Here is a 25,580-nt window from a genome sequence, read left to right on the forward strand (position 1 = left end):
CGGCGACGTCCTCAGGCCGGCGGCAGGGCCGGCTCGGTCAGCGGGAGACGCACCTGGAAGCGGGTGTCCCCCGGCTCGGACTGCACCCGCAGGTCGCCGCCGTGCCGGGTGACCACGACGCGGTAGGAGACGTCCAGCCCCAGGCCGGTGCCCTGGCCGACCGGCTTGGTGGTGAAGAACGGCTCGAAGACCCGCTGCCGCAGCTCCGGGGGGATGCCCGGGCCGGTGTCGGCCACCTCCACCAGCACCCGGTCGCCGTCCCTGGCGGTGCGCAGGGTGAGCGTGCCGGTGCCGGCCATGGCGTCGAGGGCGTTGACGATCAGGTTGGTCCACACCTGGTTGAGCTCGCCGGGGTAGCCGGGCACCGGCGGCAGCGTCCGGTCGTAGTCCTTGACCACGCACACCCCGGGCGGGGTCTTGGCGCCGAGCATGACCAGCGTGGCGTCCAGGCCGGCGTGCAGGTCGGTGGGCTGGTGCGGGGCCCGGTCGAGCTGGGAGTACTGCCGGGCGGCGTCGACCAGGCCGGAGATGCGGCCGGTGCTGTCGGCGATCTCGGCCAGCAGCGACTCGGTCTCCACGGCGTACGCCAGCCAGCGCAGCGCGGGCTCCAGCGCGGCCGGCTCCACGGCGTCCTCGACCCGGTCCAGGTCCTCGGGCGCCAGGCCCGCCGCGACGAAGATCCCGGCCAGGTCCCACGCGCCACCGACGTCCCGCTCGTCGAGCCAGTCGCCGAGGGCGTCCTCGCGGTCGCCGCGCTCCAGCGCCGACGGCTCCGGGGTCGTGCCCACGCGCGCGACCAGCTCCTCCTGCAGCCCGGTGAGCGCCCGCAGCACCGCGCCGTCGAGCCGGCCCTCGGACAGCAGGGCCAGCTTGTGCCGCATCCCGGCGAACCGCTCACGCAGCGCCGAGGCGGCCCGCGTCGCGGCGGCGGCGGGGTTGTTCAGCTCGTGGGTGAGGCCGGCGGTCAGCTTGCCCAGGGCCAGCAGCCGCTCCCGCTGACCCACCAGCTCCGCGGCGTTGCGCTGCCCGACGAACATGCCCTCCAGCAGGTGCACCGCCATCGGGTACCACCGGCGGAAGGTCGCGGCGAACTCGCCGGCGGGCAGCTGCAGGAACCGGCAGTCGGTCACCGCGTGCACCGACGCCGGGTACTTCTGGTCGATCCGGTCGCCGACGTAGAACTGCACCGCGCCGGAGTACACGCCGCGGTGCGACGACCGGGTGATCTCCACCTCGCTGCCGCCCACCAGCCGGGTCATCCGCAGCGTCCCGTCGAGCAGCACCGAGAAGCACCGGGCCGGCTCCCCCTCGACCGACACCGCCGCCCCGGCGGGGTGGGAGACCACGTCGCCGTGCTCGGCGACCCAGGCCAGCTGGTCGTCGTCGAGGTCGGCGAAGAGGAACAGCTCACGCAGCTCGGCCGCGGTCAGCCGCTCGGTCGCCGTCGTCACCGCTCCTCCAGGTACCGGTGCACGAGCGTGACGGCCATGGCCCCCTCGCCGACGGCCGAGGCGACCCGCTTCACGGAGTCCGCGCGCACGTCGCCGGCCACGAAGACGCCGGGCACGCTGGTCTCCAGCAGGTACGGGTCGCGGTCCAGCGGCCAGCCGGGCGGGCGGCGGCCGTCGCGCACCAGCGCCGGACCGGTGGGGATGAACCCGCGCTCGTCCCGGACGACGGCGCCGTCCAGCCAGCCGGTGCGCGGGGCACCGCCGATGAAGACGAACAGGTGGCTGGCCGGCAGCGTCTCCAGCTCCCCGGTCTGCGCGTCCTGCACGGTGATCGCCTCCAGGTGCCCGTCGCCCTGCACGCCGGCCAGGGTGGTGCAGGTGCGCACGCTGATCGACGGGATCTGCGCGATCTGCTCGATGAGGTAGTGCGACATCGACGCCTCCAGCGACGGGCCGCGCACCAGCAGGCACACCGAGCGGGCGTGGCGGGAGAAGAACACGGCCGCCTGGCCGGCGGAGTTGGCGCCGCCGACGACGTACACGTCCCGGCCGGCGCACTCGGCGGCCTCGGTGGTCGCCGAGCCGTAGTAGACGCCGCGCCCGGTCAGGTCGTCGCAGCCGGGCACGCCCAGGCTGCGGTAGGAGACACCGGTGGCCAGGACGACCGCGCCGGCGGCGACCGTGCGCCCGTCGTCCAGGCGCAGCACCCGCTTGGGCCCGTGCACCTCCAGGGCGACCACGTCGCGGGTGAGCAGCAGCTCGGTGCCGAACTTGACCGCCTGCCGGCGCGCCCGCTCGGCCAGGTCCGCGCCGGAGACGCCGCCGGGGAAGCCCAGGTAGTTCTCGATCCGGCTGCTCTGCCCGGCCTGCCCGCCGGTGGCCTCCCGCTCCACCAGCACCGTGCGCAGCCCCTCGGAGGTGCCGTACACCGCCGCGCCCAGCCCGGCCGGCCCGCCGCCGACGACGACCAGGTCGTAGAACTCCTCCTGCGGGTCGACCGTGAGCCCGACGGCCGCGGCGAGCTCCGCCTCCCCCGGGTGCCTGAGCACCTGGCCGTCGGCGGTGACGACCACCGGCACGTCGTCCGGCCCCGCGCCGGCGGCGGCGAGGACCCGCTGCCCCTCCGGGTCCTCGACGCTGTACCACCGGTGGGGGACGGCGTTGCGGGTCAGCAGGGTGCGCGCCCCGAAGGACGGCCCCGACCAGCGGTGGCCGACGAGCTTGACGCCCACCACCTCCGGGTCCGGGGTCGCGTGCCAGGCGCTGAGCATCTCGTCGATCTTCGGGTAGAGCTTGTCCTCCGGTGGGTCCCACGGCTTGAGCAGGTAGGCGTCCACGTCGACGTCGTTGATGGCGGCGATGGCGGCGTCGGTGTCGGCGTAGGCGGTGAGCAGCGCGCGGCGGGCCCGCGGCACGATGTCCATCGCCTGCTCGAGGAACTCCACGCCGGTCATGTCCGGCATCCGGTGGTCCGCCAGCAGCACCGCCACCGGGTCGCCGCGGAGCTTCAGCTCGCGCAGCGCCTCGAGCGCCTCGGGGCCGGAGCCGGCGCGCAGCACGCGGTACTCCTCGCCGTACTCCCGGCGCAGGTCACGGGCGACGGCTCGGGAGACCGCCGGGTCGTCGTCGACGGTGAGCAGCACGGGTCGGGCCATCGCGGCCTCCTGGCCGGCCCCACCGGGCAGACCGGTCGGTGTGCGGGGAGCACGGCGTGCTCGCCGGCCGCCGCCCACGGTAACCCCCGGCCGCCACCCGGTCGACGGCCCCGACGGTGGCCCGGCGGCTGCTCAGCGGCGGCGGACCGGCTCCGGGAACGTCGCCCGCACCGCGGCCATGTCCAGCTGCCGGACCGTGGCGATGAGCAGCTCCACGGAGTCCGCGGGCAGCCAGCCCGGCTCGGCGAACACCGGCACGCCGTCGCGGAAGACCATGAGGCTCGGCGCCCGCTGCACGCCCACGGCCTCGGCCAGCTCCGGCTCGGCGCGGACGTCGACGCGGGCGAAGCGCAGGTCGGGGTGCCGCCGGGCCGCGTCGTCGAAGACCGCGGCGAACGCGCGGCTGGAGCCGGAGGCCTCGTCGCGGAAGTCGACCAGCACGATGCCGGCGGCCGCCGTCACCGCCGCGAAGTCCCGTCCGGAGAGCTCCTCGGTGCCCATGCCGCCTCCCGTCCGCCGGTCACCGAGTGTCCCCCGCCCGGCCCGGGACGGCTTCCCGGACGGCGTGCCCGCCCCTACCGTGGACACCCCGGACCGGAGGAGACCGCCGTGGACGTCCGCACCGCGATCGACCCCACGGTCCCGCCCAGCGGGACCGGCTGCGTGGAGTGCGAGGCCACCGGCGGGTGGTGGTTCCACCTGCGCCGGTGCGCCCGGTGCGGGCACGTCGGCTGCTGCGACTCCTCCCCCTCACGGCACGCGCGCCAGCACGCGGCCGAGACCGGGCACCCGGTCATCCGCAGCTACGAGCCGGGCGAGACCTGGTTCTGGGACTTCACCCGCGAGGAGCCGCTGCAGGGCCCGGACCTGGCCCCGCCGGAGCACCGGCCCCGGGACCAGGCCGCACCCGGCCCGCGCGGCCGGGTGCCCGCCGACTGGCTGGACCAGCTGCACTGAGGGGTGGCCTCAGCGGGCGGTGAGGTGGGCGACGACGAGGTCGCCGAGCAGCCGGCGCTGGTGGTCGCGCCGCTCGCCGTCGAGCATGTCCCGGCCGAACAGCACCCGCCAGGTGTGCCGGTTCGCCGTCCGGAAGACGCAGTAGGAGCTGATCACCTGGTGCACGTCGAGCGCGTCGACGTCCTCCCGGAACACCCCGGCGTCCCGGCCGCGCTCCAGGATCCGGCCGAGCACGTCCAGGGCGGGGTTGGCCATGCCGGACAGCGCCTCGGACCCGGCGATGTGCTCGGCGCGGTGGATGTTCTCGATGCTGACCAGCCGGATGAACTCCGGGTGCGCCTCGTGGTGGTCGAAGGTGAGCCCGGCGAGCTCGCGGACGGCCTGCACCGGGTCGCGGTGCTCGACGTCGAGCTGCCGCTCGAGGCTGCGGATCCGGCTGTAGGCCCGCTCCAGGACCGCGACGTAGAGCTGCTGCTTGCCGCCGAAGTAGTAGTAGATCATCCGCTTGGTGGTGCTGGTCTTGGCGGCGATCTCGTCGACGCGGGCCCCGGCGTAGCCCCGGTCGGCGAACTCGCTGGTGGCCACGTCGAGGATCTCGGCGCGGGTGCGCTCGGCGTCGCGCGACCGCGGCGGGGCGGGGACGCGGCCGGCCGGCCCGTCGTCGTCGGGCAGCGGCTGGGCGGCGGACGGCGGCACGGCGGAGGTCCTCCCGGTGCGGACGTGGGGCCTGCGAGCGTAGGTGGCCGGGCCGACACGGCGTCGGCCCGGCCACCTACGGCCCCTGCCGGAGCAGGGGTCCTGCCTCACACGGAGGCGCGGATGCGCTCGTACTCCTCGCGCGGCACCACCGGGGCGTCGTCGCGGCCCAGGTCGTTCATGTGCACCCGGTGGGTCTCCCGGGCCGACCAGGCGGCCGTGGCCGCGATGATCCCGATGCCGAAGGTGATGCTGCCGACGATGAGCGGCACGTTGGCGTCGCCCGGGGCCACGATCGCGTAGACGGTGGGGAGGAACGCGGTGATCATCGTGCCCAGGTTCTGGGAGACCGCGAAGGCCGTGACGCGGGTCCGGGTGGGGAACAGCTCCTGGTAGAAGGCGGGGAAGACCGCGTTGTAGCCCTGGTAGACCACGCCCCACATGAGGATCGCGAGGGCGAAGGCCCCGAGCACCGAGCCCTGGCTGATCGCGTAGAGGTACGCGAAGGACAGCAGCGTGGACCCCAGCGCGCCGACGATGATGCAGGGCCGCCGGCCGATGCGGTCGGACAGGTTGCCGACGAAGGGGATCAGCAGCACGGCGACCGCGTTGCCGACCACGGAGATCCACAGGTAGGTGGCGGTGTCGAACTCGATGCCGTACGCCTCGCTGGTGGCGTACGTGGCGCCGAAGACGGTGGTGGCCACCGGGACGGCGTTCATCAGCGCCATGCAGATCACCCGCAGCATGTCCGGGCCGCTCTCCCGGACCGCCTGGACGATCGGGGCCTTGGGCACCTCGCCGTGCACGGCCTCCTCCTGGAAGACCGGGGTCTCGTCGACCCGGCGGCGGATGACGATGCCGGCGAGCACCACGAGCGCGGACAGCAGGAACGGGATGCGCCAGCCCCACGACTCGAACTGCGCGTCGGGCAGGAGGGACGCCAGCGGCAGGAAGACCGCGGCGGCCAGGATCTGCCCGGCCTGCACGCCCTGCAGGGTGTAGCTGGCGTAGTAGCCGCGCCGGCCGAAGGGGGCGTGCTCGACGATCATCGCGCTGGCCCCGGAGATCTCGCCGCCCACGGCGAAGCCCTGCACCAGCCGCAGCACCACGAGCAGCGCCGGGGCCAGCAGGCCCACCTGCTGGTAGGTGGGCAGCAGGGCGACGAGGAACGTGGACACGCCCATCAGCAGCATGCAGAGCACCAGGACGTTCTTGCGCCCGCGGGTGTCCCCCCAGTGGCCCAGCACGAAGGCGCCGATCGGGCGGGCGACGTAGCCGACGCCGAAGGTGGCCAGCGAGACGATGATCCCGATCTGCGGGTCGGACTCGGGGAAGAAGATCGTCGGGAAGACCAGGGCGGCGGCCTGGGCGTAGATGAAGAAGTCGTAGTACTCGAGGGCGCTGCCCATCCAGCCGCTGGCCGCGGCCTTCTTGGGCGTCTTCGCGAACTCGCCGGGCTCGTGCGAGCCGGGCGGCTCGACCACTGCGTCGCGCATCGGGTCCTCCAGGGGCGGGGTGCGCCGGTCGGCGCGGGGACGGCGGGGCTCTGCACTGCGGGGTGCTGCTCGGTGCCGGGAACGGGCGCGGTGACCGGCACCACGTCCGTAATGAACTACTTGGTACATTAGCGTGGCGCGGAACACAAGCCCCCGTCCCGACCGACCTGCCGGGCTGGCGCCGGGGACGCCGGTGTGGTCTGCTGCACAGCAACTCACCAACTGGTACATAGGGGGCGGTCCGGGTGACGGACGACGCGCACGGGTTCCTGGTCGGTCTGGTCGGCAGCGGCATCGGCCCCTCGCTGAGCCCGCCGCTGCACGAGCGGGAGGCCGACGAGCTGGGCCTGCGCTACCTCTACCGGCGGCTGGACCTCGACGTCCTGGCCCGCCCGGCATCGGCGGTCGGCGAGGTCCTGGCCGCCGCCCGACTGGCCGGCTACGACGGGCTCAACGTCACCCACCCGTGCAAGCAGCTGGTCCTCGGCCACCTCGACGAGCTCTCCCCCGACGCCGCCGCCCTGGGCGCGGTGAACACCGTCGTCCTGCGCGGCGGGCGGGCGGTCGGGCACAACACCGACTGGTCCGGCTTCGCCCGGGCCTTCGACCGCGGCCTGCCCGAGGCCGCGCTGGACCGCGTGGTGCTGCTCGGGGCCGGCGGCGCCGGCGCCGCGGTCGCCCACGCGCTGCTCACCCTGGGTGCTGCGCGGCTGACCGTCCTGGACGTGGACGGGCAGCGGGCCGGCGCGCTGGCCGGGTCGCTGGCCGAGCGGTTCGGCGCCGGCCGGGCAGTCGGCGGCGACCTCGCCGGGCTGCCCGCGGCCCTGGCCGGCGCCGACGGGCTGGTGCACGCCACCCCCACCGGCATGGCCGCGCACCCCGGCCTGCCGCTGGACGCCGCGCTGCTGCGCCCGGAGCTGTGGGTGGCCGACATCGTCTACCGGCCGCTGCGGACCGCGCTCGTGCGCACCGCCCGCGAGCGCGGCTGCCGGGTGCTCGACGGCGGCGGCATGGCGGTGTTCCAGGCCGTCGACTCCTTCCGGCTGTTCACCGGCGTCGAGCCGGACGCCGGACGGATGCTGGCCCACTTCACCGAGCTGGTCTCCGGCGCCCGTGTGGCGTGAAGGACCTCGTCCCCCCCACCCCTCGCGAGCTCGGGGCGGGGCCCTGGACGAGGCCGTTGCAGCCCCTCACCGGGGCCTGGCCACGGTCTGCCTGTCCGGCACCCTCGAGGACAAGGTCGCCGCGGCCGCCGCCGCCGGGTTCGACGGCATCGAGGTCTTCGAGCCCGACCTGGTCGCCTCCCCCTGGCCGCCGGCCGAGCTGGCCGCCCGGTGCGCCGACCTCGGCCTCTCGGTCGACCTCTACCAGCCCTTCCGCGACCTGGACTCCACCGACCCCGCGCGGTTTACCCGCACCCTGCGCCGGCTGGACCGCAAGCTCGACGTGATGGCCGCGCTCGGCGCCGACACCGTGCTGGTCTGCTCCTCGGTCGCCCCGGACGCCGTCGACGACCCCGACCAGCTGGCCGGGCAGCTGGCCACGGCCGCCGCGCGCGCCGCCGAGCGCGGGCTGCGGATCGCCTACGAGGCGCTGGCCTGGGGTCGGCACGTGTCCACCTGGGAACGCTCCTGGGACGCCGTCCGCCGCGCGGACTCCCCCGCCCTCGGGCTGTGCCTGGACAGCTTCCACGTGCTCTCCCGCGGCGGGGACCCGGCCGGCTTCGCCGCCGTCCCCGGGGAGAAGCTGTTCTTCTTGCAGCTGGCCGACGCCCCGCAGCTGGCCATGGACGTGCTGCAGTGGAGCCGCCACCACCGGCTCTTCCCCGGCCAGGGCGCCTTCGACCTGCCCGGCTTCGTCGCCGCCGTGCTCGCCACCGGCTACGCCGGGCCGCTGTCGCTGGAGGTCTTCAACGACGTCTACCGGCAGGCCGACCCGGCCCGGACGGCGGTCGACGCGATGCGCTCGCTGCAGTGGCTGGAGGAGGCGCTGGCGCTGCGCTCCCCGGGTGCCGGCCCGCCCCCGCCGCCGGCCGCGCCGGCCCTGTCCGGGTGGTCGTTCACCGAGCTCGCCGTGGACGGCGTCTCCGGGCCGCGGGCGGCCGACGTGCTCGCCGCGCTGGGCTTCGCGCACACCGGCCAGCACCGCTCCAAGCCGGTGCAGCTGTGGGAGCAGGGCCGCGACCCGGCCCGTCGCGCCCGCGTGCTGCTCAACGCCTCCGTCGTCCGTCCGGCCTCGGCCGGCGTCGCCTCGGTCGCCGCGCTCGGCCTGGAGAGCGCCGACCCGGCGCGCTCCGCCGCGCGCGCGGAGGCGATGAGCGCCCCGGTCCTGGCCCGCACGAGGGGCGCGGCCGAGGCCGAGCTGTCCGCGGTCGAGGCCCCCGACGGCACCCAGGTGTTCTTCACCCGCACCGTGCCCGGCGGGTGGCCGGCGGACTTCCTGCCCACCGGCGAGCAGCCCGGGACCGGGGCCGGCGTGACCGGCGTGGACCACGTGGGGCTGACCCAGCCGTTCGACTCCTTCGACGAGGCCGGGCTGTTCTACCGCGCCGTCCTCGGCCTGGAGCCGCAGGAGCTGACCGAGGCCGCCGCGCCGTTCGGGCTGGTGCGCACCCGCGCGGTCACCGACCCCGGCCGGTCGGTGCGCCTGGCCCTGTCGGCGGCCACGCTGCGCCGCGGCGGCTGGGCGCCGGGCGTGCCGGAGCCGCAGTACGTGGCGCTGGCCACCGACGACCTCGTGGCCACCGCCCGGGCCCTGCGGGACGGCGGCGCGCCGGTGCTGCCGCTGCCGGCGAACTACGCCGACGACCTCGAGGCCCGCCTGGACCTGCCCGCCGACGTGCTGGCGGCCGTCCGGGAGCACGGGCTCATGTACGAGGAGGACGGGACGGGGGGCTACCTGCACCTGGCCACCGAGGTGCTCGGCGACCGGGTGTTCTTCGAGGTGGTGCAGCGCCTCGGCGGCTACGACGGCTACGGCACCGCCGATGCCCCGGTGCGGATGGCCGCGCACCGCCGCCGGCGCCAGGCGGCCGACGGCGGGGGCTAGCCGGCGCGCAGGTGGGTGTCGAGAAAGCGCAGGATGCGCGTCCAGGCGTCCTCGGCCGAGGGGTGGTGGTAGCTGGAGCCGGCCACCCGCTCCAGGACGGCGAGCGGGCCGCTGTTGTGCCGGTTCATGAACGAGTGCCCTGCGTCGGGGTACTCGTGCACGTCGTGCGGCACCCCGTGCCCGGTCAGCACCGTCTCCAGCCGCTGCGCCGCCCCGCGGAACGCCCGGTCGCGGCGGCCGTAGCTGCCCACGACCGGGCAGGCGCCGGCCAGCACCTCCTCGGCGTTCTCCGGCACCAACCCGTAGTTGGGCGCCGAGACGTCGAAGCCGCGGGTGGCGCCGAGCAGCGCGAAGCCGCCGCCCATGCAGAAGCCCAGGACGCCGACCCGGCCGGTGCAGTCCGGGCGCCCGGCCAGCCAGCCGCGGGTCGCCTCCAGGTCGCCGAACGCCGTCCCCTGCTGGCGGAGCAGGTCGCGGAAGGTGCGCCGGAGGCAGCGCGCGGCGCCGCCGGCGCTGAACAGGTCGGGGGCGACGGCCAGGTAGCCGGCGGCGGCCAGCCGGTCGGCCTGCTGGCGGGTGTCGTCGGTGAGCCCGAACGCCTCGTGGACGACCACCACCCCCGGCCACGGGGCCTCCCCCACCGGCGGGACGGCGAGGTGGGCGCGCAGCTGCGGGGCGCTGGCACCGCCGGGGATGGTCGTCGCGGGCACGGGCGGCTCCCGTCGTCGTCGGGCGGGGGGCAGGTCCCGGACGCTACCCAGCGCACCCCGGGTCGGCGAGGGCGGCGAGCTGGTCGCGGGCGGCCCCGGCGACCCGCGGCGGCACGCCCAGGTCGCGCAGCTGCTCGGCGGCGGCCGCCATCTCCGCGGACCGGCGGCGGGCGTGCCGGTGCGACCCGGCGACGAGGGCGTCGACGTCGGCGGCACCGAACCGGTCCAGCTCCGCGCCGATGTCGGCGCGCAGCCAGTCGGCGACCCCGGCGGCCTCCGCACCCTCCATCGCCTCGACGACCGCGGCGGCCACGCCCTTCCAGAAGACGCTGCGCAGCAGCTTGCGGGAGATGGCCGCACCCGGCGGGCCGTCCAGCACGTCCACGGTGACGCCGAGGCCGGCCAGCACCCGCGCGTAGGCGGCCGCACCGTCACCGGAGACCAGCATCGGGGTCCGCAGCCCCTTGCCGGGGACCGTCGACAGCAGCGCGACGTCGGCCACCGGCACGTCCCGGCCGGCCAGGGCCGCGGCCAGGCCGCGCTTGACGCCCGGTGCGGCGGTGTTCAGGTCGGCCCACACGGTGCCCGCGCGCAGGGCCGGCAGCGCGTTGCGCAGCGCGACGGGGGCATCGGCGGCGCTGTTCACGCTCAGCACCAGGTCCGCGTCGGCGACCGCGGCGGCCTCGCCGTCCCGCGGCCGCACGCCGGGCGGCGCGGCCACCCGCGGGTCGTAGCCCCGGACGTCGGCACCGGCGGCCACCAGGTCGCGGGCGAGCTCGCCGCCCGCCTCACCGAGCCCGAGCAGCGCGATCGCCGGCGGTCGGTCCACGGTCCCCCTCCTCCTCTCCCCGCGCCGGCTACTGGACCGGCGAGTCCGGGGGCGACAGCTGCACCCGGCGGGCCTCCTCCACGGCCGCCACCCCGGCGACCCGCAGCTCGGCCAGCGGCCGGCCGGCGGGCAGCTGCCCGGAGATGACCCCGATCTCGGTGAGCACCTGGTCGACCTGCATCCCGCGCTCGCGCAGCGACGCGGCGACCGCGCCCAGGTCGGCCAGGTGCGCGTCGTCGACGGTCACGATCACGGTGGTCACCGGCGCACCGTAGCCGCGGGCGGCCCTCCGCGGGGGTGGTGCCCCCGCGGGCGGCGGTGCGTCACCGCGGTGCGAGCGGCAGCCCGGCGCCGACGTCCACCGACGGGAGCGGCAGCCGCCGGGCGGCCCGGTCCAGGGCCCACCACAGGTCCCGCCCGCGCAGGCCGGTCTGCTCGGCCCACAGCGCGGCCAGCCCGGCGACGTGCGGCGTGGCCATGCTGGTGCCGCTGATCGTGTCGTAGCGGTCCGGCAGCGGCCAGGAGGAGTAGACGTCCACGCCGGGCGCGGCCAGGTCGACCTGCCCGCCGGGCACGGTGGTGCTGCGCGCGGAGAACCAGGCGACCTCGAGGGCGGCGTCCAGCGCGCCGACGGCCAGGATGTCCGGGCTGTTCGCCGGCGCCCCCACGAAGCCGACCTGGCCGTTGCCGCGGTCGGCGTTGTTGCCGGCCGCCGCGACGATGAGCGACCCCTGGTCCAGCGCCCGCCGCCCGGCGGCGGTGTAGGCCGGGCTGGGCTCGGGGGTGTCCGCGCCCAGGGACATGGACACCACCTGGCAGCCGTTGCGCACCGCCCAGGCGATGCCGGCGAGGATCTCCGCGTCGGTGCCCGAACCCTCGTCGCTGAGCACCTTGCCGACGAACACCTCCGTCTCCGGCGCGACCCCGTAGCCGCGGGACCCCTCCAGCGTGCGCGGCCCGCAGGCGGTGCCCACGCAGTGCGTGCCGTGCCCGTGCCCGTCCTGCGCGGGCTGTCCGGGGACGAACGAGGTCGCGGTGAGCGCCCGCCCGGCGAGGTCGGGGTGGGCGAGGTCCACCCCGGTGTCGAGCACCGCCACCCGGATCCCGCGCCCGGTGCGCGGCGAGGTGGCGGCCTCGGTGGCCTGCAGGCCCCAGGTGTACTGCGGGGTGTCCGCGTACAGCGGGGCGCCCGGCGCCGGGGCCGCGGTCGCGCCGAGCAGCCGCCCGGTGAGGTCGGCGACGGCGTCCCGGTAGCCGGCCAGGTAGCCCTCGGGGACCTCCGGCAGCACGTGGTGCACCAGCTCCGGGGTGACCGCGAGCACCGACGGGTCGCCGGCCAGCCGCTGCGGGTCCACGGCGGCCACGGCCAGCCCGAGGCCGGGGAAGACGACCCCCTCGGCCTGCCGCAGCCGGCCGGCGTCCGCGTCGCCGGGCTCCACGTCGCGGGAGTCGGCGACGTCGGACAGCCCGGCGATCCGGCGCAGCGCGGCGGCGGCGTCCTCGGCGGGGTCGGCGAAGACCACCACCGACCGGCCGGTGGTCGGGGCCGGCGGCACGGCGCCGACCCGGTCGCGGCCGGGGCGTGCCCCGGGCGTCGGTCGTCCGATCACGGCTGCCTCCTGCGTCCGGTGGGGGCACCCCGGGAGCCCGCGGTGCCGCCCCCATCGTGTCGGACTGCCACCGACCCCGCACCCTCAGTGGCCGCGGAAGGCCTCCGCCAGCCACCACGACGGTTCCTCGGCGGCCACCTTGGCGTCCACGAGCAGCGGCGTCGCGCGCGGCCCGGCCAGCCACGCGGCCACCCCGGCCAGGTCCCCGGGCGCCCGCACGGTGACCGCCGTGAAGCCGTGGCCGCGGGCGATCGCCGCGAAGTCGGTCTCCGGGAAGCGGACGGTGTCCAGCGGGTGCCCGTCCGGGCCGAAGTGGTGCACCTCGGCGCCGTACGCGGCGTCGTCGTAGACCACGACCACCATGGGCAGGCCCAGCCGGACGACGGTCTCCAGCTCGGCGGCCCCCATGAGCGCGCCGCCGTCGCCGAGCGCGGCGACCGGCAGCCGGTCGGGCCGGGCCAGCGCCGCGCCGATCGCCGTGGCCAGCCCCAGGCCGACGGACTGGAAGGCCTGGGTGAAGCAGGACCCGCCCTCGTCGGGCACGTCGAGGAACGCGCTCGGGTAGCCCATGAAGTTGCCGGAGTCGACCGCCACCACCCGCTCGGCCGGCAGCAGGTCGTCCAGCCCGATGGTCAGCGTGCGCGGGTCGATCCGGCCCGGGACGGCGGCGGGGGTGAACGGCACGTCGCGCCAGCGCCCGCGCTCGGCGATCGCCGTCCGCACCCGCTCGGAGCGGTAGCCGGGGACGGCGCCGCCGCCCAGCGCGGCCGCGACGGCCCGCGCGGTCAGCCCGACGTCCCCGACCACCCCGACGGCGACCGGGCGGTGCGCGCCGACGGCCGCCGGGTCGTCGTCGACCTGGGCGACGACGGCGTCGTCGGCGATCAGCCGGCCGTGCCGCATCGTCCACATGTTCAGCGCGCAGCCCCAGCCGACCACCAGGTCCGCGCCGGTGACCAGCTCGGCGGCCAGCGGGGAGGCGAAGCCGCCGGAGACGCCCAGCGACCACGGGTCGCCGGCGAACAGGCCACGCACCACCGCGGACGTGGCCAGCAGCGCGCCGCACCGCTCGGCCAGCGCCGCCAGCTCCGCCCGCGCCCCGCGGGCACCCCGGCCGGCCACGAACACCGGGCGGCGCGCGGCGCGCAGCGCGGCCGCCAGCCGCTCGACCGCCTCCGCGTCCGGCGCGACCGGGGCGGGTGCGGGCAGCGGCGGGTAGGCGGCCGGCCCGCGGAGCTCCTGGGCCTGCACGTCCAGCGGCAGGTTGAGCAGCACGGTGCGCCGCCCGGAGACGGCGGTGCCCACGGCGGCGGCGACCGCGTCGAGCGCGCCGGCGGCGGAGGTGACCCGCATGGGCACCGCGCCCACGGCGGCGGCCAGCGCGCTCTGGTCGACGGCGAAGTTGGACAGCGGCGAGCCCGCCTCGGCGGCCAGCACCACCAGCGGGGTGCGGCTCTTGGCCGCCTCGGTGATGCCGGTCAGCGCGTTGGTCAGCCCGCAGCCCTGGTGCAGCGTCAGTGCGGTGGGCCGGCCGGTCACCCGCGCGTGCGCGTCGGCCATGGTCGCGGCCCCGCCCTCGTGCCGGGCGGCGACGAACCGCGCCCCGGCGGCGACCATCGCGTTGGTCACCAGGAAGTTGCCCGACCCGACGACACCGAACGCGGTGTCCACGCCGCAGCCGGCCAGGGCCGCGCCGACCGCCTCCGCGACGGTGCCGCTCACCCGCGCTCGACCAGGGCCAGCACCCGCGCCGGGGAGCCCGAGCCGGAGACGATCGGCAGCGGCGCGGCCACCAGCACCGCGCCGGTGGGCGGCAGCCGGTCCAGGTTCTGCAGCTGGGTCAGCCCGTACTTGCCGCTGCCCATGAGCGCCGCGTGGCAGGGGAACGGCGGGTCGAAGGAGTGCGCGGCGCCGGCGTCGGTGCCGACGGTCTCCACGCCCAGGCCGAGCACCGGTGCCTCCTCGGCCAGCCAGCGGGCGCACTCCGGGGACAGGCCCGGGGTGTGCGGTCCGGTGTCGTCGGCGTTGAGGAACTCCTCCTGCGACGCGCTGCGGGCGTCCCAGCCGGTGCGGTACAGCAGCCAGCCGCCGGCGGGCAGCGGGCCGTGCTCGGCCTCCCAGGCGCGCACGTGGTCGACCTCGAGCAGGAAGTCCGGGTCGGCCGCGGCCTCGGCGGAGAAGTCCAGGACGGCGGCCGGCGCGACCAGCCGGGCGGCCGGCACGGAGGCGACGTCGTCCCCGTCCGCGCCGGTGACCCAGTGGTTGGGGGCGTCGAAGTGCGTGCCGGTGTGCTCGCCGGTGCGGAAGTTGTTCCAGTACCAGGCCGGGCCGCGGTCGTCGTACCGGCTGAGCTCCTCCAGCTCGAAGCGCGCGGTCTGCGCGAACTGCGGCGGCAGGGCGATGACCGGGGTCTGCGCCGACAGCGGGGCGGTGAGGTCGACGACCTCGATCCCCCCGCCGGCCAGCGCGGCGGCGAACGCGGACAGGGCGGACATCGGCGGGGGCCTCCACGGGCTGGCGGGGTGCGGCCCGGAGAGCATGCCGCACGCCCGGGGCGGGGTGCCGGGGTGCCTAGCCGTCCTGCGCGCCGCAGCGGACGGCGACGACGGCCACGTCGTCCTCGGGGTGGGTGCCGACGATCCGCGCGATCAGCGCGTCGCACAGCCGCTCCGGCGGGACCGGGCCGAGCTCGCGGACCGCGGCGACCAGCCGCTCGGTGCCCTCGTCGATGCCGGTGCGGCCCTGCTCGACCAGCCCGTCGGTGTGGAACAGCAGCGTGTCCCCGGCGCCGACCTCGACGACGGAGTCCGAGCGCGGCCGCGTCGACTCCGCTCCCAGCAGGGTCTGCGGGTCGGCCTCCAGCAGCTCCACGCGGCCGTCGGCGTGCAGCAGCAGCGGCGGCAGGTGGCCGGCCGAGGACCAGCGCAGCAGCCGCCGCCCGGTACCCGCCAGCCCTGCGGGTTGCTCGATGCGGGCGATCAGCGCGGTCGCCAGGGTGCCGATGCGCAGGCCGGTGAGCGCGGCGTCGACCCGGGTGAGCACCTGCGCCGGCTGCTCCTGCCGGTCGTAGGCGATGCCGCGCAGGATGCTGCGCACCTGGCCCATGGCGGCCGCGGCGTCCACGTTGTGGCCGACGACGTCGCCGATGACCAGCAGGGTCGCGCCGTCGGGCTGCTGGAAGGCGTCGTACCAGTCGCCGCCGACGTGCAGCGTGCTCGACGCCGGCAGGTAGCGGACGGCGATCTCCAGGTCGTCGGGCTGCGGCGGCGGGGTCAGCAGGCTGCGCTGCAGCGTCTCGGCCACCGCCAGCTGCCGGTCGTAGAGGCGGGCGTTGTCGATGGCCGGCGCCGCGCGGCGGGCGACCTCGACCGCGGTGGCGATCTCCATCTCGCCGTGCCCCGGGCGGCCGACGCCGTTGACCAGGGCGATGACGCCGATGGTCTCGGTGCGGGCCCGCAGCGGGACGACGGTCATGGAGCCCGCGCCCAGCCGCTCCCAGGCCGCGCGCACGTCGGGCCGGCCGCCCAGGCTGGGCTCCACGATCGACGGCGGGATGGTGGGCAGGTGGATGGGCTCGCCGGTGAGCAGCGCGGTCACCAGCGGGTTGTCCGCGGCTGCGCCGCGGACCCGGTTGTCCAGGTAGGAGTCCAGGTCGGCCCGCCCGGCCGGGTCGCGGTGCGCCCGGCCCTCCGCGACCGGCGCGCCGTCCTCGCCGAGCACGCTGACCATCGCCCAGTCGGCCAGCCGGGGGACGACCAGCTCGGCCAGCGTGGTCACCGACTGGACGGGGTCCAGGGTGCTGGACATGGCCTCGCTGACCTCGGCGAGGAAGCGCAACCGGTCGTACTCGGCCGCGTCGGCCGCGGGGTCGACCGCGCCGTCGGGCGCCGGGCCGACACTGCGCCGCAGCCAGACGTGCAGCGCGTCGCCGTCCCGCCGCGCCGTGGCGTCGATCCAGGTGGCCGCCGGCGGGTAGTACCCCCGCCAGGTCACCCCGGCGCCCGCGGTGCGCGCGTGCAGCAGGAAGCTGTGGAAGATCGTGCCGGCCAGCTCGGGCAGGGCGATCCAGATGTTGCGGCCGGTCATCTCCGCGCGCCGGCGGCCGAGCAGGTCGGCGGTGGCCTGGTCGACCGATACCAGCGTCCAGTCACCGTCGAAGACCGCGACGGCCTGCTGCCCGCGCACGGCCGCCGCCCCGGGGACGCGCGCCGCGGGCACTGCCGCATCCGTCACGTCGTCCCGCGCCTCCGGTCCGGTGCACCTGCCGTCGTCGGGGGGAGGGTACGCCCCGGTGCCGCTAGGAGACCCGGACGGCGGAGACGTCGAACTCGATCTGGATGCGGTCGCTGACCAGCACGCCGCCGGTGTCCAGCGGGGTGTTCCAGGTCAGGCCCCACTCGCTGCGCCGGATGGCCAGCGCGCCCTCGAAGCCGACCCGCAGGGCGCCGAACGGGTCCCGGGCCGACCCGGTCAGCGTGAAGTCGACCGACACCGGGCGGGTGGTGTCGCGGATGGTGAGGTCGCCGTTGACCGCGTAGGTCTGCGCGTCGACCTGCTCCACGTCGGTGGAGCGGAAGACGATCTCGGGGTGGGCCTCGACGTCGAGGAAGTCCGCCGAGCGCAGGTGGGCGTCCCGGTCGGGGACGCCGGTGTCGATGCTGGCCGCCGCGATCCGCAGCTGAACCGAGCTGGCCGGCGGGTCGGCGACGTCGAGGTGCGCGGTGCCGGAGAACTCGCCGAAGGACCCGCGCACGGTGGTCACCATGGCGTGCCGGGCGCGGATCCCGATGCGGGTGTGCGCGGCGTCGACCTCGTAGTCCCCGGTGACGTCGGCGAGCGCGCTGGTGGCGGCGTCGAAGTCGGTGGGGTCCGCGTCGGGTGCCCGGTGCTTGCCCACGGTGGACCTCCTCCTCCTGGATCGCCGACCATCCTGACGGATGCGCGGCCACCCGACGCGCCAGGGTCCGGGGCCGCAGGCCCGTCCCTACCGGCCCCGCCAGACCGGCGGCCGCTTCTCCGCGAAGGCCGCCGCCCCCTCCCGGGCGTCCTCGCTGGCGAACACGGGGGCGACCAGCTCGGCCTGCCGGGCCCAGCCCTCGGCGGTGCCCCAGTCGGCGCTGCCGCGGACCACCTCCTTGGTCGCGGCCAGGGCCAGCGGCCCGTTCGCGGCGACGGTCGCGGCCAGCGCGAGCGCGCCGTCCAGCGCGCCGCCCTCGGGGGTGAGCCGGTTGACCAGCCCGATCTGCGCGGCCCGCCGGGCGTCGATCGGGTCGCCGGTCAGCAGCATCTCCATCGCCACATTGGCCGGCACGCGGCGCGGCAGCAGCAGCGCGCCCCCGGCGGCGGCCACCAGCGAGCGCTTGACCTCCGGCACCCCGAAGCGGGCGGTCTCGGCGGCCACGACGAGGTCGCAGGCGAGCACCAGCTCGAAGCCGCCGGCCAGCGCCCAGCCCTCGACCGCGGCGACCAGCGGCTTGCGCGGCGGGGTGCGGGTGATGCCGCCGATGCCCCGGCCCTCGATGACCGGGGACTCGCCGCGCAGGAACGCCTTGAGGTCCATGCCGGCGGAGAACGTGCCGCCGGCGCCGGTGAGCACCCCGGCCCGCAGGTCGTCGTCGGCGTCCAGCTCGTCGGCCGCCGCGGCCATCGCCTCGGCGACGGCCCGGTCCAGCGCGTTGCGCGCCTGCGGCCGGTTGATCGTGACGAGCAGCACGCCGTCGCGCCGCTCGACCAGCACCTCGTCCACCCGACCCCTCCCTCAGTCCGCCTGGACGACGGCGCCGGCCTCGAGCAGGCCGGCCACCTCGTCCGCGCCGAAGCCCCACGCGGTCAGCGCCGCTCGGGTGTCCTGCCCGGGGGTGCGCGGCCCGCCGCGGACCGCGCCCGGGGTGCGGGAGAAGCGCGGCGCCGGCGCCGGCTCGGGGTGCCCGCCGCGGTCGGTGAAGGTGCCGCGGGCGGCCAGGTGCGGGTGGTGCGGCGCCTCGGTGAGCCCGAGCACCGGGGTGACGCAGGCGTCCGTGCCGGCGAACGCCTCGGCCCACTCGTCACGGCTGCGGGTGGCGAACCGGGCGGCGATCCGCGCGCGCTGCTCCGGCCAGCGGGCGGTGTCCAGCTGGCCGCCGTGGGCCTCCTCGTCGAGGTCCAGGCCGGCGAGCAGCTGCGCGTGGAACTGCGGCTCGATGGCGCCGACGGCGACGTGCCGGCCGTCGGCGCAGGCGTAGGTGCCGTAGAAGGGGGCCGCCCCGTCGAGCAGGTTGGCCGCGCGGCGGTCGGTCCAGCGGCCGGCCGCCAGCAGTCCGTGGACCATGGTGACCAGGGAACTGGCGCCGTCGACCATGGCCGCGTCGACCACCTGGCCGCGGCCGCTGGTGCCCCGCTCCAGCAGCGCGGCGAGCACGCCGACGACGAGGAACATCGCCCCGCCGCCGAAGTCCGCGCCGATGTTCAACGGCGGCACCGGCGTCTCCGCCGTCCCGATGGCGTGCAGCGCGCCGGTGAGGCCCAGGTAGTTGATGTCGTGCCCGGCCCGGCCGGCCAGCGGGCCGTCCTGCCCCCAGCCGGTCATCCGCGCGTAGACCAGCCGCGGGTTGCGGGCCCAGCACGCGTCCGGCCCGACGCCGAGCCGCTCGGTGACCCCGGGGCGCAGCCCCTCGACCAGCACGTCGGCGGACTCCACCAGGCGCAGGACGACGTCCCGGCCGGCGGGGCTCTTCAGGTCGACGGCGACCGACGGGCGGCTGCGGCCCAGGGCGTCCTGCTCGGCCGGCAGCAGCTGCGTGCCGCCGCCGGGGCGGTCCACCCGGACGACGTCGGCGCCGAGCTCGGCCAGCAGCAGGCAGGCGTAGGGCGCCGGCCCGAGCCCGGCCAGCTCGACGACGCGGGTCCCCGCGAGGGGACCGGTGGGCGGCAGCACGCCGCCGACCGTAACGCCCTACCGTCGGCCCCGTGTCACGGAGCGAGGACCGCTGGTTCGAGGACTACCTGCCGGGGACGACCGCCGTCCACGGCCCGCTGCGGGTGACGGAGGACGACGTCGTCGACTTCGGCCGCCGGTTCGACCCGCAGCCCTTCCACGTCGACGCGGAGGCCGCGGCGGCCGGGCCGTTCGGCGGGCTGATCGCCAGCGGCTGGCACACCTGCGCGCTGATGATGCGGCTGCTCGCCGAGGAGTACCTGTCCCCCGCCTCCAGCCTGGGCTCGCCGGGCATCGACGAGCTGCGCTGGCTGGCCCCGGTGCGCCCGGGCGACGAGCTGACGCTGCGGACCACGGTCGCCGAGGCCCGGCCGTCGCGGTCCCGGCCCGACCGGGGGCTGGTGCGCACCGGCATCGAGCTGGTCCGCGGGGACGGCACCGTCGTGCTCACCATGACCGCGATGAACCTGGTCCTCCGCCGCCCGGGCGGCTGAGCCCGCGGGCGCAGGCCTCAGCGCAGGCGCCGCAGCACCTGCCCGGCCACCGCGGCGGCCGCCGCCCGGGCGCCGTCCGCGACCCGCCGCCCGGGCGGGGCGGCCAGCCGGGCTTCCAGCCCGGCCAGCCGGTCCTCGACGGCGGCCAGCCGGGCGGCGTCCGGCGCCGGGGGCCCGGCGAGCCGGGCCAGGCCCTCGGTGAGGGCGCCCACCAGCTCCGCGGCCTCGTCCGGCCGCAGCTTGACCGTGCCCACGCACACGTCGTCCCGCCACACGCTCAGGTTGAGCAGGCCGGCCGCGCCGTGGGTGGACACGCGCACCGCTCGGGTCCGGTCCCGGGCGTCCCACACCCACCGTCCGCGGTCCGGGAGGGGCAGCACCGTCATCGGCACAGGGTGGCCGCCCCGCCCCGGACCGTCAACGGGGCTCAATCGAAGAGGACGACTCCCCGGATGTTCCGGCCGGCCTTCATGTCGTCGAAGCCCTCGGCGACCTGGTCCAGCGTGTAGGTGCGGGTGATGAGCTCGTCGAGCTTGAGCGTGCCGGCCGTGTACTGGCTGAGCAGCTGGGGGATGTCCCACCGGGGGTTGCAGCCGCCGAACAGCGCGCCCTGCAGCCGCTTCTGGAACACGGTGAACATGGTGTGGTTGACGGGGAGTCCGCCGCCGTGGCGCATGCTCCCGGTGCCGGTGAGGACGACCGTGCCGGCCTTGCGGATGGAGTTCACCGCCTCGCCGACGTGCTCGCCGGTGACGACGCCGACGGCCACGACGGTCGCGTCGGCGCCCTGGCCCTGGGTCAGGGACCGGGCGATCTCGGTGGCCTCGGCCATCGTCCCGGCGGCGTGCGTGGCCCCGAGGTCGAGGGCGGCTTTCTGCTTGAACTCGACCGGGTCGACGGCGATGACGGCGCGGGCGCCGATGGCCCGGGCGGCCTGCACGCTGTTGATCCCGATCCCGCCGACGCCCATGACGATGACCACGTCGCCGTCGCGGGCGTCGGACATGTGGGTGATCGACCCCCACCCGGTCGGCACCCCGCAGCCGACGAGCGCGGCCTTGTCCAGCGGCACGGCGGGGTCGATCTTCACGGCCGACCGGGCGTCGACGACGGTGTGCTCGCTGAGCGCGGACAGGCCGTAGGCCTGGCCCACCGGCCTGCCCTGGTAGGACATCCGGAAGCTGGTCGGGTCCTCGATCCGCGCGCCGCTGAACAGCCGCGCACCGAGGTCGCAGAGGTTCTGCCGGCCGGTGGAGCACATCCGGCACCGCCCGCAGACCGCGACGAAGCTGAGCACCACGTGGTCGCCCTCGGCCCACCCGGGGGTGTGCGGGCCGACGCCGACGACCACGCCGGAGCCCTCGTGGCCACCGGCCCAAGGCAGCCGCAGGGGCGGGGCGCTGCCCGGCGGGACGTCGTGGTCGTCGGTGTGGCACAGCCCGACGGCGGCCATCTTGACGAGCAGCTCGCCCTCGCGGGGCCCGTCGAGGTCGACCTCGGTCACCTCGTAGCGGCCGGGCTGGGTGTGCAGTACTGCGCTGCGTGTCCTCACGGTGGCTCCGTCCGTCCCGGTCCCGGCACGGACTGCCGGGGACAACGGGACCGGAGGCTAGCGGCGAACCTGTGAGTTTGCTGCACGCGCCGACCCGGGAGTCCACGTCCCGTGTACCGCGTCAGGAGTCGATCACGGCCAGTAGTCGCCGCCGGGCCGGACCGAGCGAGGGGCCGTACCAGGTGAGGTCCCGGCCGGACACCAGCGCGGTGCGGGTGCCGGCGGGGAACGTCTCGGGGCCGTCGTCGGCGGTGAAGGGGTAGGGCTCGTCGGGGAGGACGACGACGTCCGGGGCCCTGCCTGCGATGGCGGTGACGTCGACCCGCGGGTACCGGTCCGGCCCCTCGTCGAAGACGTTGACCCAGCCGAGGCGGGCCAGCACGTCGCCGGTGAAGGTGCGCGCGCCGACGACCATCCACGGGTCACGCCAGACCGGGACGGCGACCCGCAGCGCGGTCGGGTGCGGGGGCGGCGCCCACACCGCGGCGGCCTCGGCCAGCCAGTCCGGCGTGCCGACGTCGAGGACCTCGCCGAACAGCCGGCGCAGCGAGGCCAGCGCCTCGTCGACGGACTCGATGACGGTCACCCACACCGGGACGCCGGCGGCGCGCAGCCGGTCGACGTCCAGCCGTCGGTTCTCCTCCCGGTTGCAGACGACCAGGTCGGGCGCCAGGGCGGCGATCGCGGCCCGGTCGGGGTTCTTCGTGCCCCGGACGCGCACGACGTCCAGGCCGGCGGGGTGGGTGCACCAGTCGGTGGCGCCGACCAGCCGGTCGGGGACGGTGACCGCCAGTGCCTCGGTGAGCGACGGGACCAGTGAGACGACGCGCCGGGGCGGTCGCGGCAGGTCGACGTCCGTGCCGAGGTCGTCCCTCACACGCCGCGGCGGTACTGGCCGCCCACCTCGAAGAAGGCGTCGCTGATCTGGCCCAGCGAGCACACCCGGACGGCGTCCATCAGGGCGGCGAAGACGTTGCCGCCCTCGGTCGCGGCCCGCTGCAGCTCCGCCAGCGCGGCGGGGGCCTCGTGGGCGTGCCGGGTGTGGAAGTCGGCCAGCCGCTGCAGCTGGGACTGCTTCTCCGCCTCGGTGGCCCGGGCCAGCTCCACCGCCTTGGGCGGGGCCTCGTCGCGGTGCGGGTCGAGGAAGGTGTTGACGCCGACGATCGGCAGGCTGCCGTCGTGCTTGCGGTGCTCGTAGAGCATCGACTCGTCCTGGATCCTGCCGCGCTGGTAGCCGGTCTCCATGGCACCGAGCACGCCGCCGCGCTCGGCGATCCGGTCGAACTCGGCGAGCACCGCCTCCTCGACCAGGTCGGTGAGCTCCTCGACGACGAAGGAGCCCTGCAGCGGGTTCTCGTTGCCAGCCAGCCCCCACTCCCTGTCGATGATCATCTGGATGGCCAGCGCCCGGCGGACCGAGTGCTCCGACGGCGTCGTCACCGCCTCGTCGTAGGCGTTGGTGTGCAGGCTGTTGGCGTTGTCGTAGACGGCGCACAGCGCCTGCAGCGTGGTGCGGATGTCGTTGAAGTCCATCTCCTGCGCGTGCAGCGACCGGCCGGAGGTCTGCACGTGGTACTTCAGCTGCTGGCTGCGCGGGCCGGCGCCGTAGCGCTCCCGCATGGCCACCGCCCAGATGCGGCGGGCGACCCGGCCGATCACGGAGTACTCGGCGTCCATGCCGTTGGAGAAGAAGAAGGACAGGTTCGGCGCGAAGTCGTCGATGGCCATGCCGCGGGCCAGGTAGGACTCCACGTAGGTGAAGCCGTTGGCCAGGGTGAAGGCCAGCTGGCTGATCGGGTTCGCCCCGGCCTCGGCGATGTGGTAGCCGGAGATCGACACCGAGTAGAAGTTGCGCACCCGGTGCTCGATGAACCACTGCTGGATGTCGGCCATGCAGCGCAGCGCGAACTCGGTGGAGAAGATGCAGGTGTTCTGGCCCTGGTCCTCCTTGAGGATGTCGGCCTGCACCGTGCCGCGCACCGTCGAGAGCACGTAGGCCCGGATCTCCTCGGCCTCCGCCGCGTCCGGCTCGCGGCCCTCCTCGGCGCGGAACCGGTCCAGCCGCTGGTCGATCGCGGTGTTCAGGAACATCGCCAGGATCGCCGGCGCCGGTCCGTTGATCGTCATCGACACCGACGTGGTGGGGTCGCAGAGGTCGAAGCCGGAGTACAGGACCTCCATGTCGTCGAGCGTGGCGATGGAGACCCCGGAGGTGCCGACCTTGCCGTAGACGTCCGGGCGCGGGTCGGGGTCGCGGCCGTAGAGGGTGACCGAGTCGAACGCCGTCGACAGCCGGGTCGCCTCGTTGCCGGCGCTGAGCAGTGTGAAGCGGCGGTTGGTGCGGAAGGCGTCGCCCTCGCCGGCGAACATCCGCGCCGGGGCCTCGCCGGTCCGCTTGAACGGGAAGACGCCGGCGGTGAACGGGTAGGCCCCGGGCAGGTTCTCCCGGCGCAGGAACCGCAGCAGCTCCGCCTCGTCCCGCGTGCGGGGCAGGGACACCCGGCGCACCCGGCTGCCCGACAGGGTCTCGCGGGTGAGCGGCGTGCGGACCTCCTTCCCGCGGACGGTGTAGACGTACTCCTCCCCCGAGTACGCCTCCACGCGGGCCGGCCACTCCTCCAGCAGCTCGTGCACCTCGGGCAGGAGCTCCCGGTCGGCGGCCTCGAGCAGCTCGCGCACGCGCGCGGCGGCCGAGTCCTCCCCCAGCAGCTCGGCGGTCGTGCGCAGGTGCTGCCGGCGGCGGACGACGTCGGCCTGCGCCTCGGTCTGCGCGTGGTGGCCGCGGACCGCCTCGGCGATCTCGGCCAGGTACCGCGACCGCTGGGCGGGGACGACGCTGGTCAGCCCGGAGGACGCCTGCACGTCGACCCGCGGCAGGACGCCGGAGCCCGCCGGCAGTCCCTCCTGGACCAGCAGGCCGAGCAGGTGCTGGTAGAGCGCGGTCACGCCGTCGTCGTTGAACCGGGCCGCGCTGGTGCCGAAGACCGGCATGTCCTCCCACCGCTGCCCGAACGCCTCGCGGTTGCGCACCATCTGCCGGGCGACGTCCCGGCGGGCGTCCTCGGCCCCGCGCCGCTCGTACTTGTTGATCGCCACGACGTCGGCGAAGTCGAGCATGTCGATCTTCTCCAGCTGCGACGCGGCGCCGAACTCCGGCGTCATCACGTACAGCGCGACGTCGCTGAACGGCACGATGCCGGCGTCACCCTGCCCGATGCCCGGCGTCTCCACGACGACCAGGTCGAAGCCGGCCGCCTTCACCGCGCACAGCACGTCGTCCAGGTGCTCGGGGGTCTCCGCGCCGGCCGAGCGGGTGGCCATCGAGCGGAAGAACGTGTGCCCCCCGTCGCCGGTGTCCAGGGCGTTCATCCGGATCCGGTCGCCGAGCAGCGCGCCGCCGCCGCGGCGCCGGGTCGGGTCGATCGCCAGGACGGCGACCCGCAGCTTGTCCTCCTGGTCCAGCCGGAGCCGGCGCAGCAGCTCGTCGGTGAGCGAGGACTTGCCCGACCCGCCGGTGCCGGTGATGCCCAGCACCGGCACGGCGCGCCCGGCGGCGGCCTCGCGCACGCGGGCGGCCAGCGCGTCGTCCCGGCCGGACTCGAGCACGGTGATCGCGCGGGCCAGCGCGGCGGGGTCGCCGGTGAGCAGCGCGTCCACGTCCGGCCCGGCGGCGGTCAGGTCGACGTCGCACTCGCGGATCAGCTCGTTGATCATCCCGGGCAGGCCGAGGCGCTGGCCGTCCTCCGGGGAGAAGATGCGCACGCCCCGCTCGCGCAGCAGCGCGATCTCCGCGGGCACGATCACGCCCCCGCCGCCGCCGAACACCTTGACGTGCCCGGCGCCGGCCTCGGCCAGCCGTTCCACCAGGTAGCCGAAGTACTCGACGTGCCCGCCCTGGTAGGAGGAGATCGCCACCCCCTGCACGTCCTCCTCCAGCGCCGCCCGCACCACGCTGTCGACGCTGCGGTCGTGGCCGAGGTGGACGACCTCCGCGCCCTGGCTCTGCAGCAGCCGGCGCATCACGTTGATCGCGGCGTCGTGGCCGTCGAACAGGCTGGCAGCGGTGACGAACCGGACCGGGTGGGTCGGGACGTGCAGGTCGGACGGCATGCCGCTCCCGGGGGTCGGACGCCGGCTCTGCTGCCCGCGCCGATTTAGTTGGACGT

The 25,580-nt window shown here is 76.1% G+C and carries 23 protein-coding genes; 4 read left to right on the forward strand and 19 right to left on the reverse strand.

The genetic code is table 11. The features are described 5' to 3' along the window. Positions 1-11: 11 nt before the first annotated feature. The 3 genes from CHB98_RS05340 to CHB98_RS05350 all read right to left on the reverse strand — a co-directional run bounded on the left by CHB98_RS05340 (position 12) and on the right by CHB98_RS05350 (position 3,607). Entirely contained in the window at positions 12-1,451 is a 1,440-nt protein-coding gene (locus tag CHB98_RS05340) for an ATP-binding protein (RefSeq protein WP_089304554.1), read from the reverse strand. Continuing rightward, complete coding sequence (locus tag CHB98_RS05345) at positions 1,448-3,106, reverse strand: NAD(P)/FAD-dependent oxidoreductase (protein WP_089304555.1); 1,659 nt, start codon at positions 3,104-3,106, stop codon at positions 1,448-1,450. Before CHB98_RS05345 ends, CHB98_RS05340 begins: the two co-directional genes overlap by 4 nt. A 132-nt stretch (positions 3,107-3,238) precedes the next feature. After that, positions 3,239-3,607, reverse strand: a complete 369-nt coding sequence (locus tag CHB98_RS05350) for a thioredoxin family protein (protein ID WP_089304556.1) — start codon at positions 3,605-3,607, stop codon at positions 3,239-3,241. Positions 3,608-3,715: 108 nt separating this feature from the next. Between CHB98_RS05350 and CHB98_RS05355 the strand changes: the two genes are divergently transcribed. Continuing rightward, the gene (locus CHB98_RS05355) at positions 3,716-4,063 is read left to right on the forward strand and encodes a UBP-type zinc finger domain-containing protein (protein ID WP_089304557.1); all 348 of its coding nucleotides are present in this window, start codon (positions 3,716-3,718) and stop codon (positions 4,061-4,063) included. Between the two features lie 9 nt (positions 4,064-4,072). Here the strand turns inward: CHB98_RS05355 and CHB98_RS05360 are convergent, their stop codons facing one another. Together CHB98_RS05360 and CHB98_RS05365 are read right to left on the reverse strand one after the other, a co-directional pair. Next, positions 4,073-4,759: a TetR/AcrR family transcriptional regulator gene (locus tag CHB98_RS05360; RefSeq protein WP_218822254.1), complete on the reverse strand. Its 687-nt coding sequence runs from the start codon at positions 4,757-4,759 to the stop codon at positions 4,073-4,075. A gap of 107 nt (positions 4,760-4,866) precedes the next feature. Then, entirely contained in the window at positions 4,867-6,258 is a 1,392-nt protein-coding gene (locus CHB98_RS05365; protein WP_179224208.1) for an MFS transporter, read from the reverse strand. Positions 6,259-6,503: 245 nt separating this feature from the next. Between CHB98_RS05365 and CHB98_RS05370 the strand changes: the two genes are divergently transcribed. Together CHB98_RS05370 and CHB98_RS05375 are read left to right on the forward strand one after the other, a co-directional pair. After that, positions 6,504-7,382, forward strand: coding sequence for a shikimate dehydrogenase (locus CHB98_RS05370; protein WP_089304559.1), 879 nt, complete (start codon positions 6,504-6,506; stop codon positions 7,380-7,382). After that, a complete protein-coding gene (locus CHB98_RS05375; protein ID WP_245820935.1) occupies positions 7,372-9,306 on the forward strand; it encodes a sugar phosphate isomerase/epimerase and 4-hydroxyphenylpyruvate domain-containing protein in 1,935 nt (644 codons plus the stop codon). Before CHB98_RS05370 ends, CHB98_RS05375 begins: the two co-directional genes overlap by 11 nt. On the opposite strand, the gene CHB98_RS05380 is transcribed toward CHB98_RS05375, so the two are convergent. From CHB98_RS05380 to CHB98_RS05425, 10 genes are all read right to left on the reverse strand, one after another. Continuing rightward, a complete protein-coding gene (locus CHB98_RS05380) occupies positions 9,303-10,016 on the reverse strand; it encodes a dienelactone hydrolase family protein (protein ID WP_089304560.1) in 714 nt (237 codons plus the stop codon). The genes CHB98_RS05375 and CHB98_RS05380 overlap by 4 nt on opposite strands. A gap of 43 nt (positions 10,017-10,059) precedes the next feature. After that, positions 10,060-10,845, reverse strand: coding sequence for an NAD(P)-dependent oxidoreductase (locus CHB98_RS05385; RefSeq protein ID WP_089304561.1), 786 nt, complete (start codon positions 10,843-10,845; stop codon positions 10,060-10,062). Positions 10,846-10,873: 28 nt separating this feature from the next. Beyond that, entirely contained in the window at positions 10,874-11,107 is a 234-nt protein-coding gene (locus CHB98_RS05390; RefSeq protein WP_089304562.1) for a hypothetical protein, read from the reverse strand. A 61-nt stretch (positions 11,108-11,168) separates the two neighbouring features. Next, positions 11,169-12,455 carry a S8 family serine peptidase gene (locus CHB98_RS05395; RefSeq protein WP_089304563.1) on the reverse strand — a complete coding sequence of 429 codons (1,287 nt, stop codon included), beginning with the start codon at positions 12,453-12,455 and terminating at the stop codon, positions 11,169-11,171. 84 nt (positions 12,456-12,539) lie between these two features. Beyond that, on the reverse strand, positions 12,540-14,177 hold the full coding sequence (locus tag CHB98_RS05400) for a thiamine pyrophosphate-binding protein (RefSeq protein WP_089304564.1): 1,638 nt from the start codon (positions 14,175-14,177) through the stop codon (positions 12,540-12,542). After that, positions 14,174-14,950, reverse strand: coding sequence for a cyclase family protein (locus tag CHB98_RS05405; RefSeq protein WP_089304565.1), 777 nt, complete (start codon positions 14,948-14,950; stop codon positions 14,174-14,176). Before CHB98_RS05405 ends, CHB98_RS05400 begins: the two co-directional genes overlap by 4 nt. Positions 14,951-15,026: 76 nt before the next feature. After that, a complete protein-coding gene (locus CHB98_RS05410; protein WP_089304566.1) occupies positions 15,027-16,673 on the reverse strand; it encodes a PP2C family protein-serine/threonine phosphatase in 1,647 nt (548 codons plus the stop codon). A 79-nt stretch (positions 16,674-16,752) separates the two neighbouring features. Further along, positions 16,753-17,352, reverse strand: coding sequence for a YceI family protein (locus tag CHB98_RS05415; protein WP_089304567.1), 600 nt, complete (start codon positions 17,350-17,352; stop codon positions 16,753-16,755). A gap of 87 nt (positions 17,353-17,439) precedes the next feature. Beyond that, positions 17,440-18,201, reverse strand: a complete 762-nt coding sequence (locus CHB98_RS05420; RefSeq protein WP_089304568.1) for a crotonase/enoyl-CoA hydratase family protein — start codon at positions 18,199-18,201, stop codon at positions 17,440-17,442. Between the two features lie 12 nt (positions 18,202-18,213). Further along, on the reverse strand, positions 18,214-19,368 hold the full coding sequence (locus tag CHB98_RS05425; RefSeq protein WP_089304569.1) for a CaiB/BaiF CoA transferase family protein: 1,155 nt from the start codon (positions 19,366-19,368) through the stop codon (positions 18,214-18,216). Positions 19,369-19,400: 32 nt separating this feature from the next. Here CHB98_RS05425 and CHB98_RS05430 point away from each other — a divergent pair, with 32 nt between their 5' ends. Further along, positions 19,401-19,862: a MaoC family dehydratase gene (locus CHB98_RS05430; RefSeq protein WP_089304570.1), complete on the forward strand. Its 462-nt coding sequence runs from the start codon at positions 19,401-19,403 to the stop codon at positions 19,860-19,862. Between the two features lie 17 nt (positions 19,863-19,879). Here the strand turns inward: CHB98_RS05430 and CHB98_RS05435 are convergent, their stop codons facing one another. The 4 genes from CHB98_RS05435 to icmF all read right to left on the reverse strand — a co-directional run bounded on the left by CHB98_RS05435 (position 19,880) and on the right by icmF (position 25,524). Beyond that, positions 19,880-20,248, reverse strand: coding sequence for a hypothetical protein (locus tag CHB98_RS05435; protein ID WP_089304571.1), 369 nt, complete (start codon positions 20,246-20,248; stop codon positions 19,880-19,882). Between the two features lie 41 nt (positions 20,249-20,289). Next, a complete protein-coding gene (locus CHB98_RS05440) occupies positions 20,290-21,414 on the reverse strand; it encodes an NDMA-dependent alcohol dehydrogenase (RefSeq protein WP_089304572.1) in 1,125 nt (374 codons plus the stop codon). Between the two features lie 121 nt (positions 21,415-21,535). After that, the gene (locus tag CHB98_RS05445) at positions 21,536-22,291 is read right to left on the reverse strand and encodes a helical backbone metal receptor (RefSeq protein WP_089304573.1); all 756 of its coding nucleotides are present in this window, start codon (positions 22,289-22,291) and stop codon (positions 21,536-21,538) included. Then, entirely contained in the window at positions 22,288-25,524 is a 3,237-nt protein-coding gene (gene icmF / locus CHB98_RS05450; RefSeq protein ID WP_089304574.1) for a fused isobutyryl-CoA mutase/GTPase IcmF, read from the reverse strand. The genes CHB98_RS05445 and icmF overlap by 4 nt, the downstream gene beginning before the upstream one ends. Positions 25,525-25,580 lie beyond the last annotated feature (56 nt).

This window comes from Geodermatophilus pulveris (assembly GCF_900188375.1).
GTDB lineage: Bacteria > Actinomycetota > Actinomycetes > Mycobacteriales > Geodermatophilaceae > Geodermatophilus > Geodermatophilus pulveris.

Bases quoted from the DNA above. Each gene is read 5' to 3' on its own strand.
- icmF (WP_089304574.1), bottom strand. From the start codon at position 25,524: ATGCCGTCCGACCTGCACGTCCCGACCCACCCGGTCCGGTTCGTCACC.
- CHB98_RS05350 (WP_089304556.1), bottom strand. From the start codon at position 3,607: ATGGGCACCGAGGAGCTCTCCGGACGGGACTTCGCGGCGGTGACGGCG.
- CHB98_RS05405 (WP_089304565.1), bottom strand. From the start codon at position 14,950: ATGTCCGCCCTGTCCGCGTTCGCCGCCGCGCTGGCCGGCGGGGGGATC.
- CHB98_RS05365 (WP_179224208.1), bottom strand. From the start codon at position 6,258: ATGCGCGACGCAGTGGTCGAGCCGCCCGGCTCGCACGAGCCCGGCGAG.
- CHB98_RS05435 (WP_089304571.1), bottom strand. From the start codon at position 20,248: ATGACGGTGCTGCCCCTCCCGGACCGCGGACGGTGGGTGTGGGACGCC.
- CHB98_RS05345 (WP_089304555.1), bottom strand. From the start codon at position 3,106: ATGGCCCGACCCGTGCTGCTCACCGTCGACGACGACCCGGCGGTCTCC.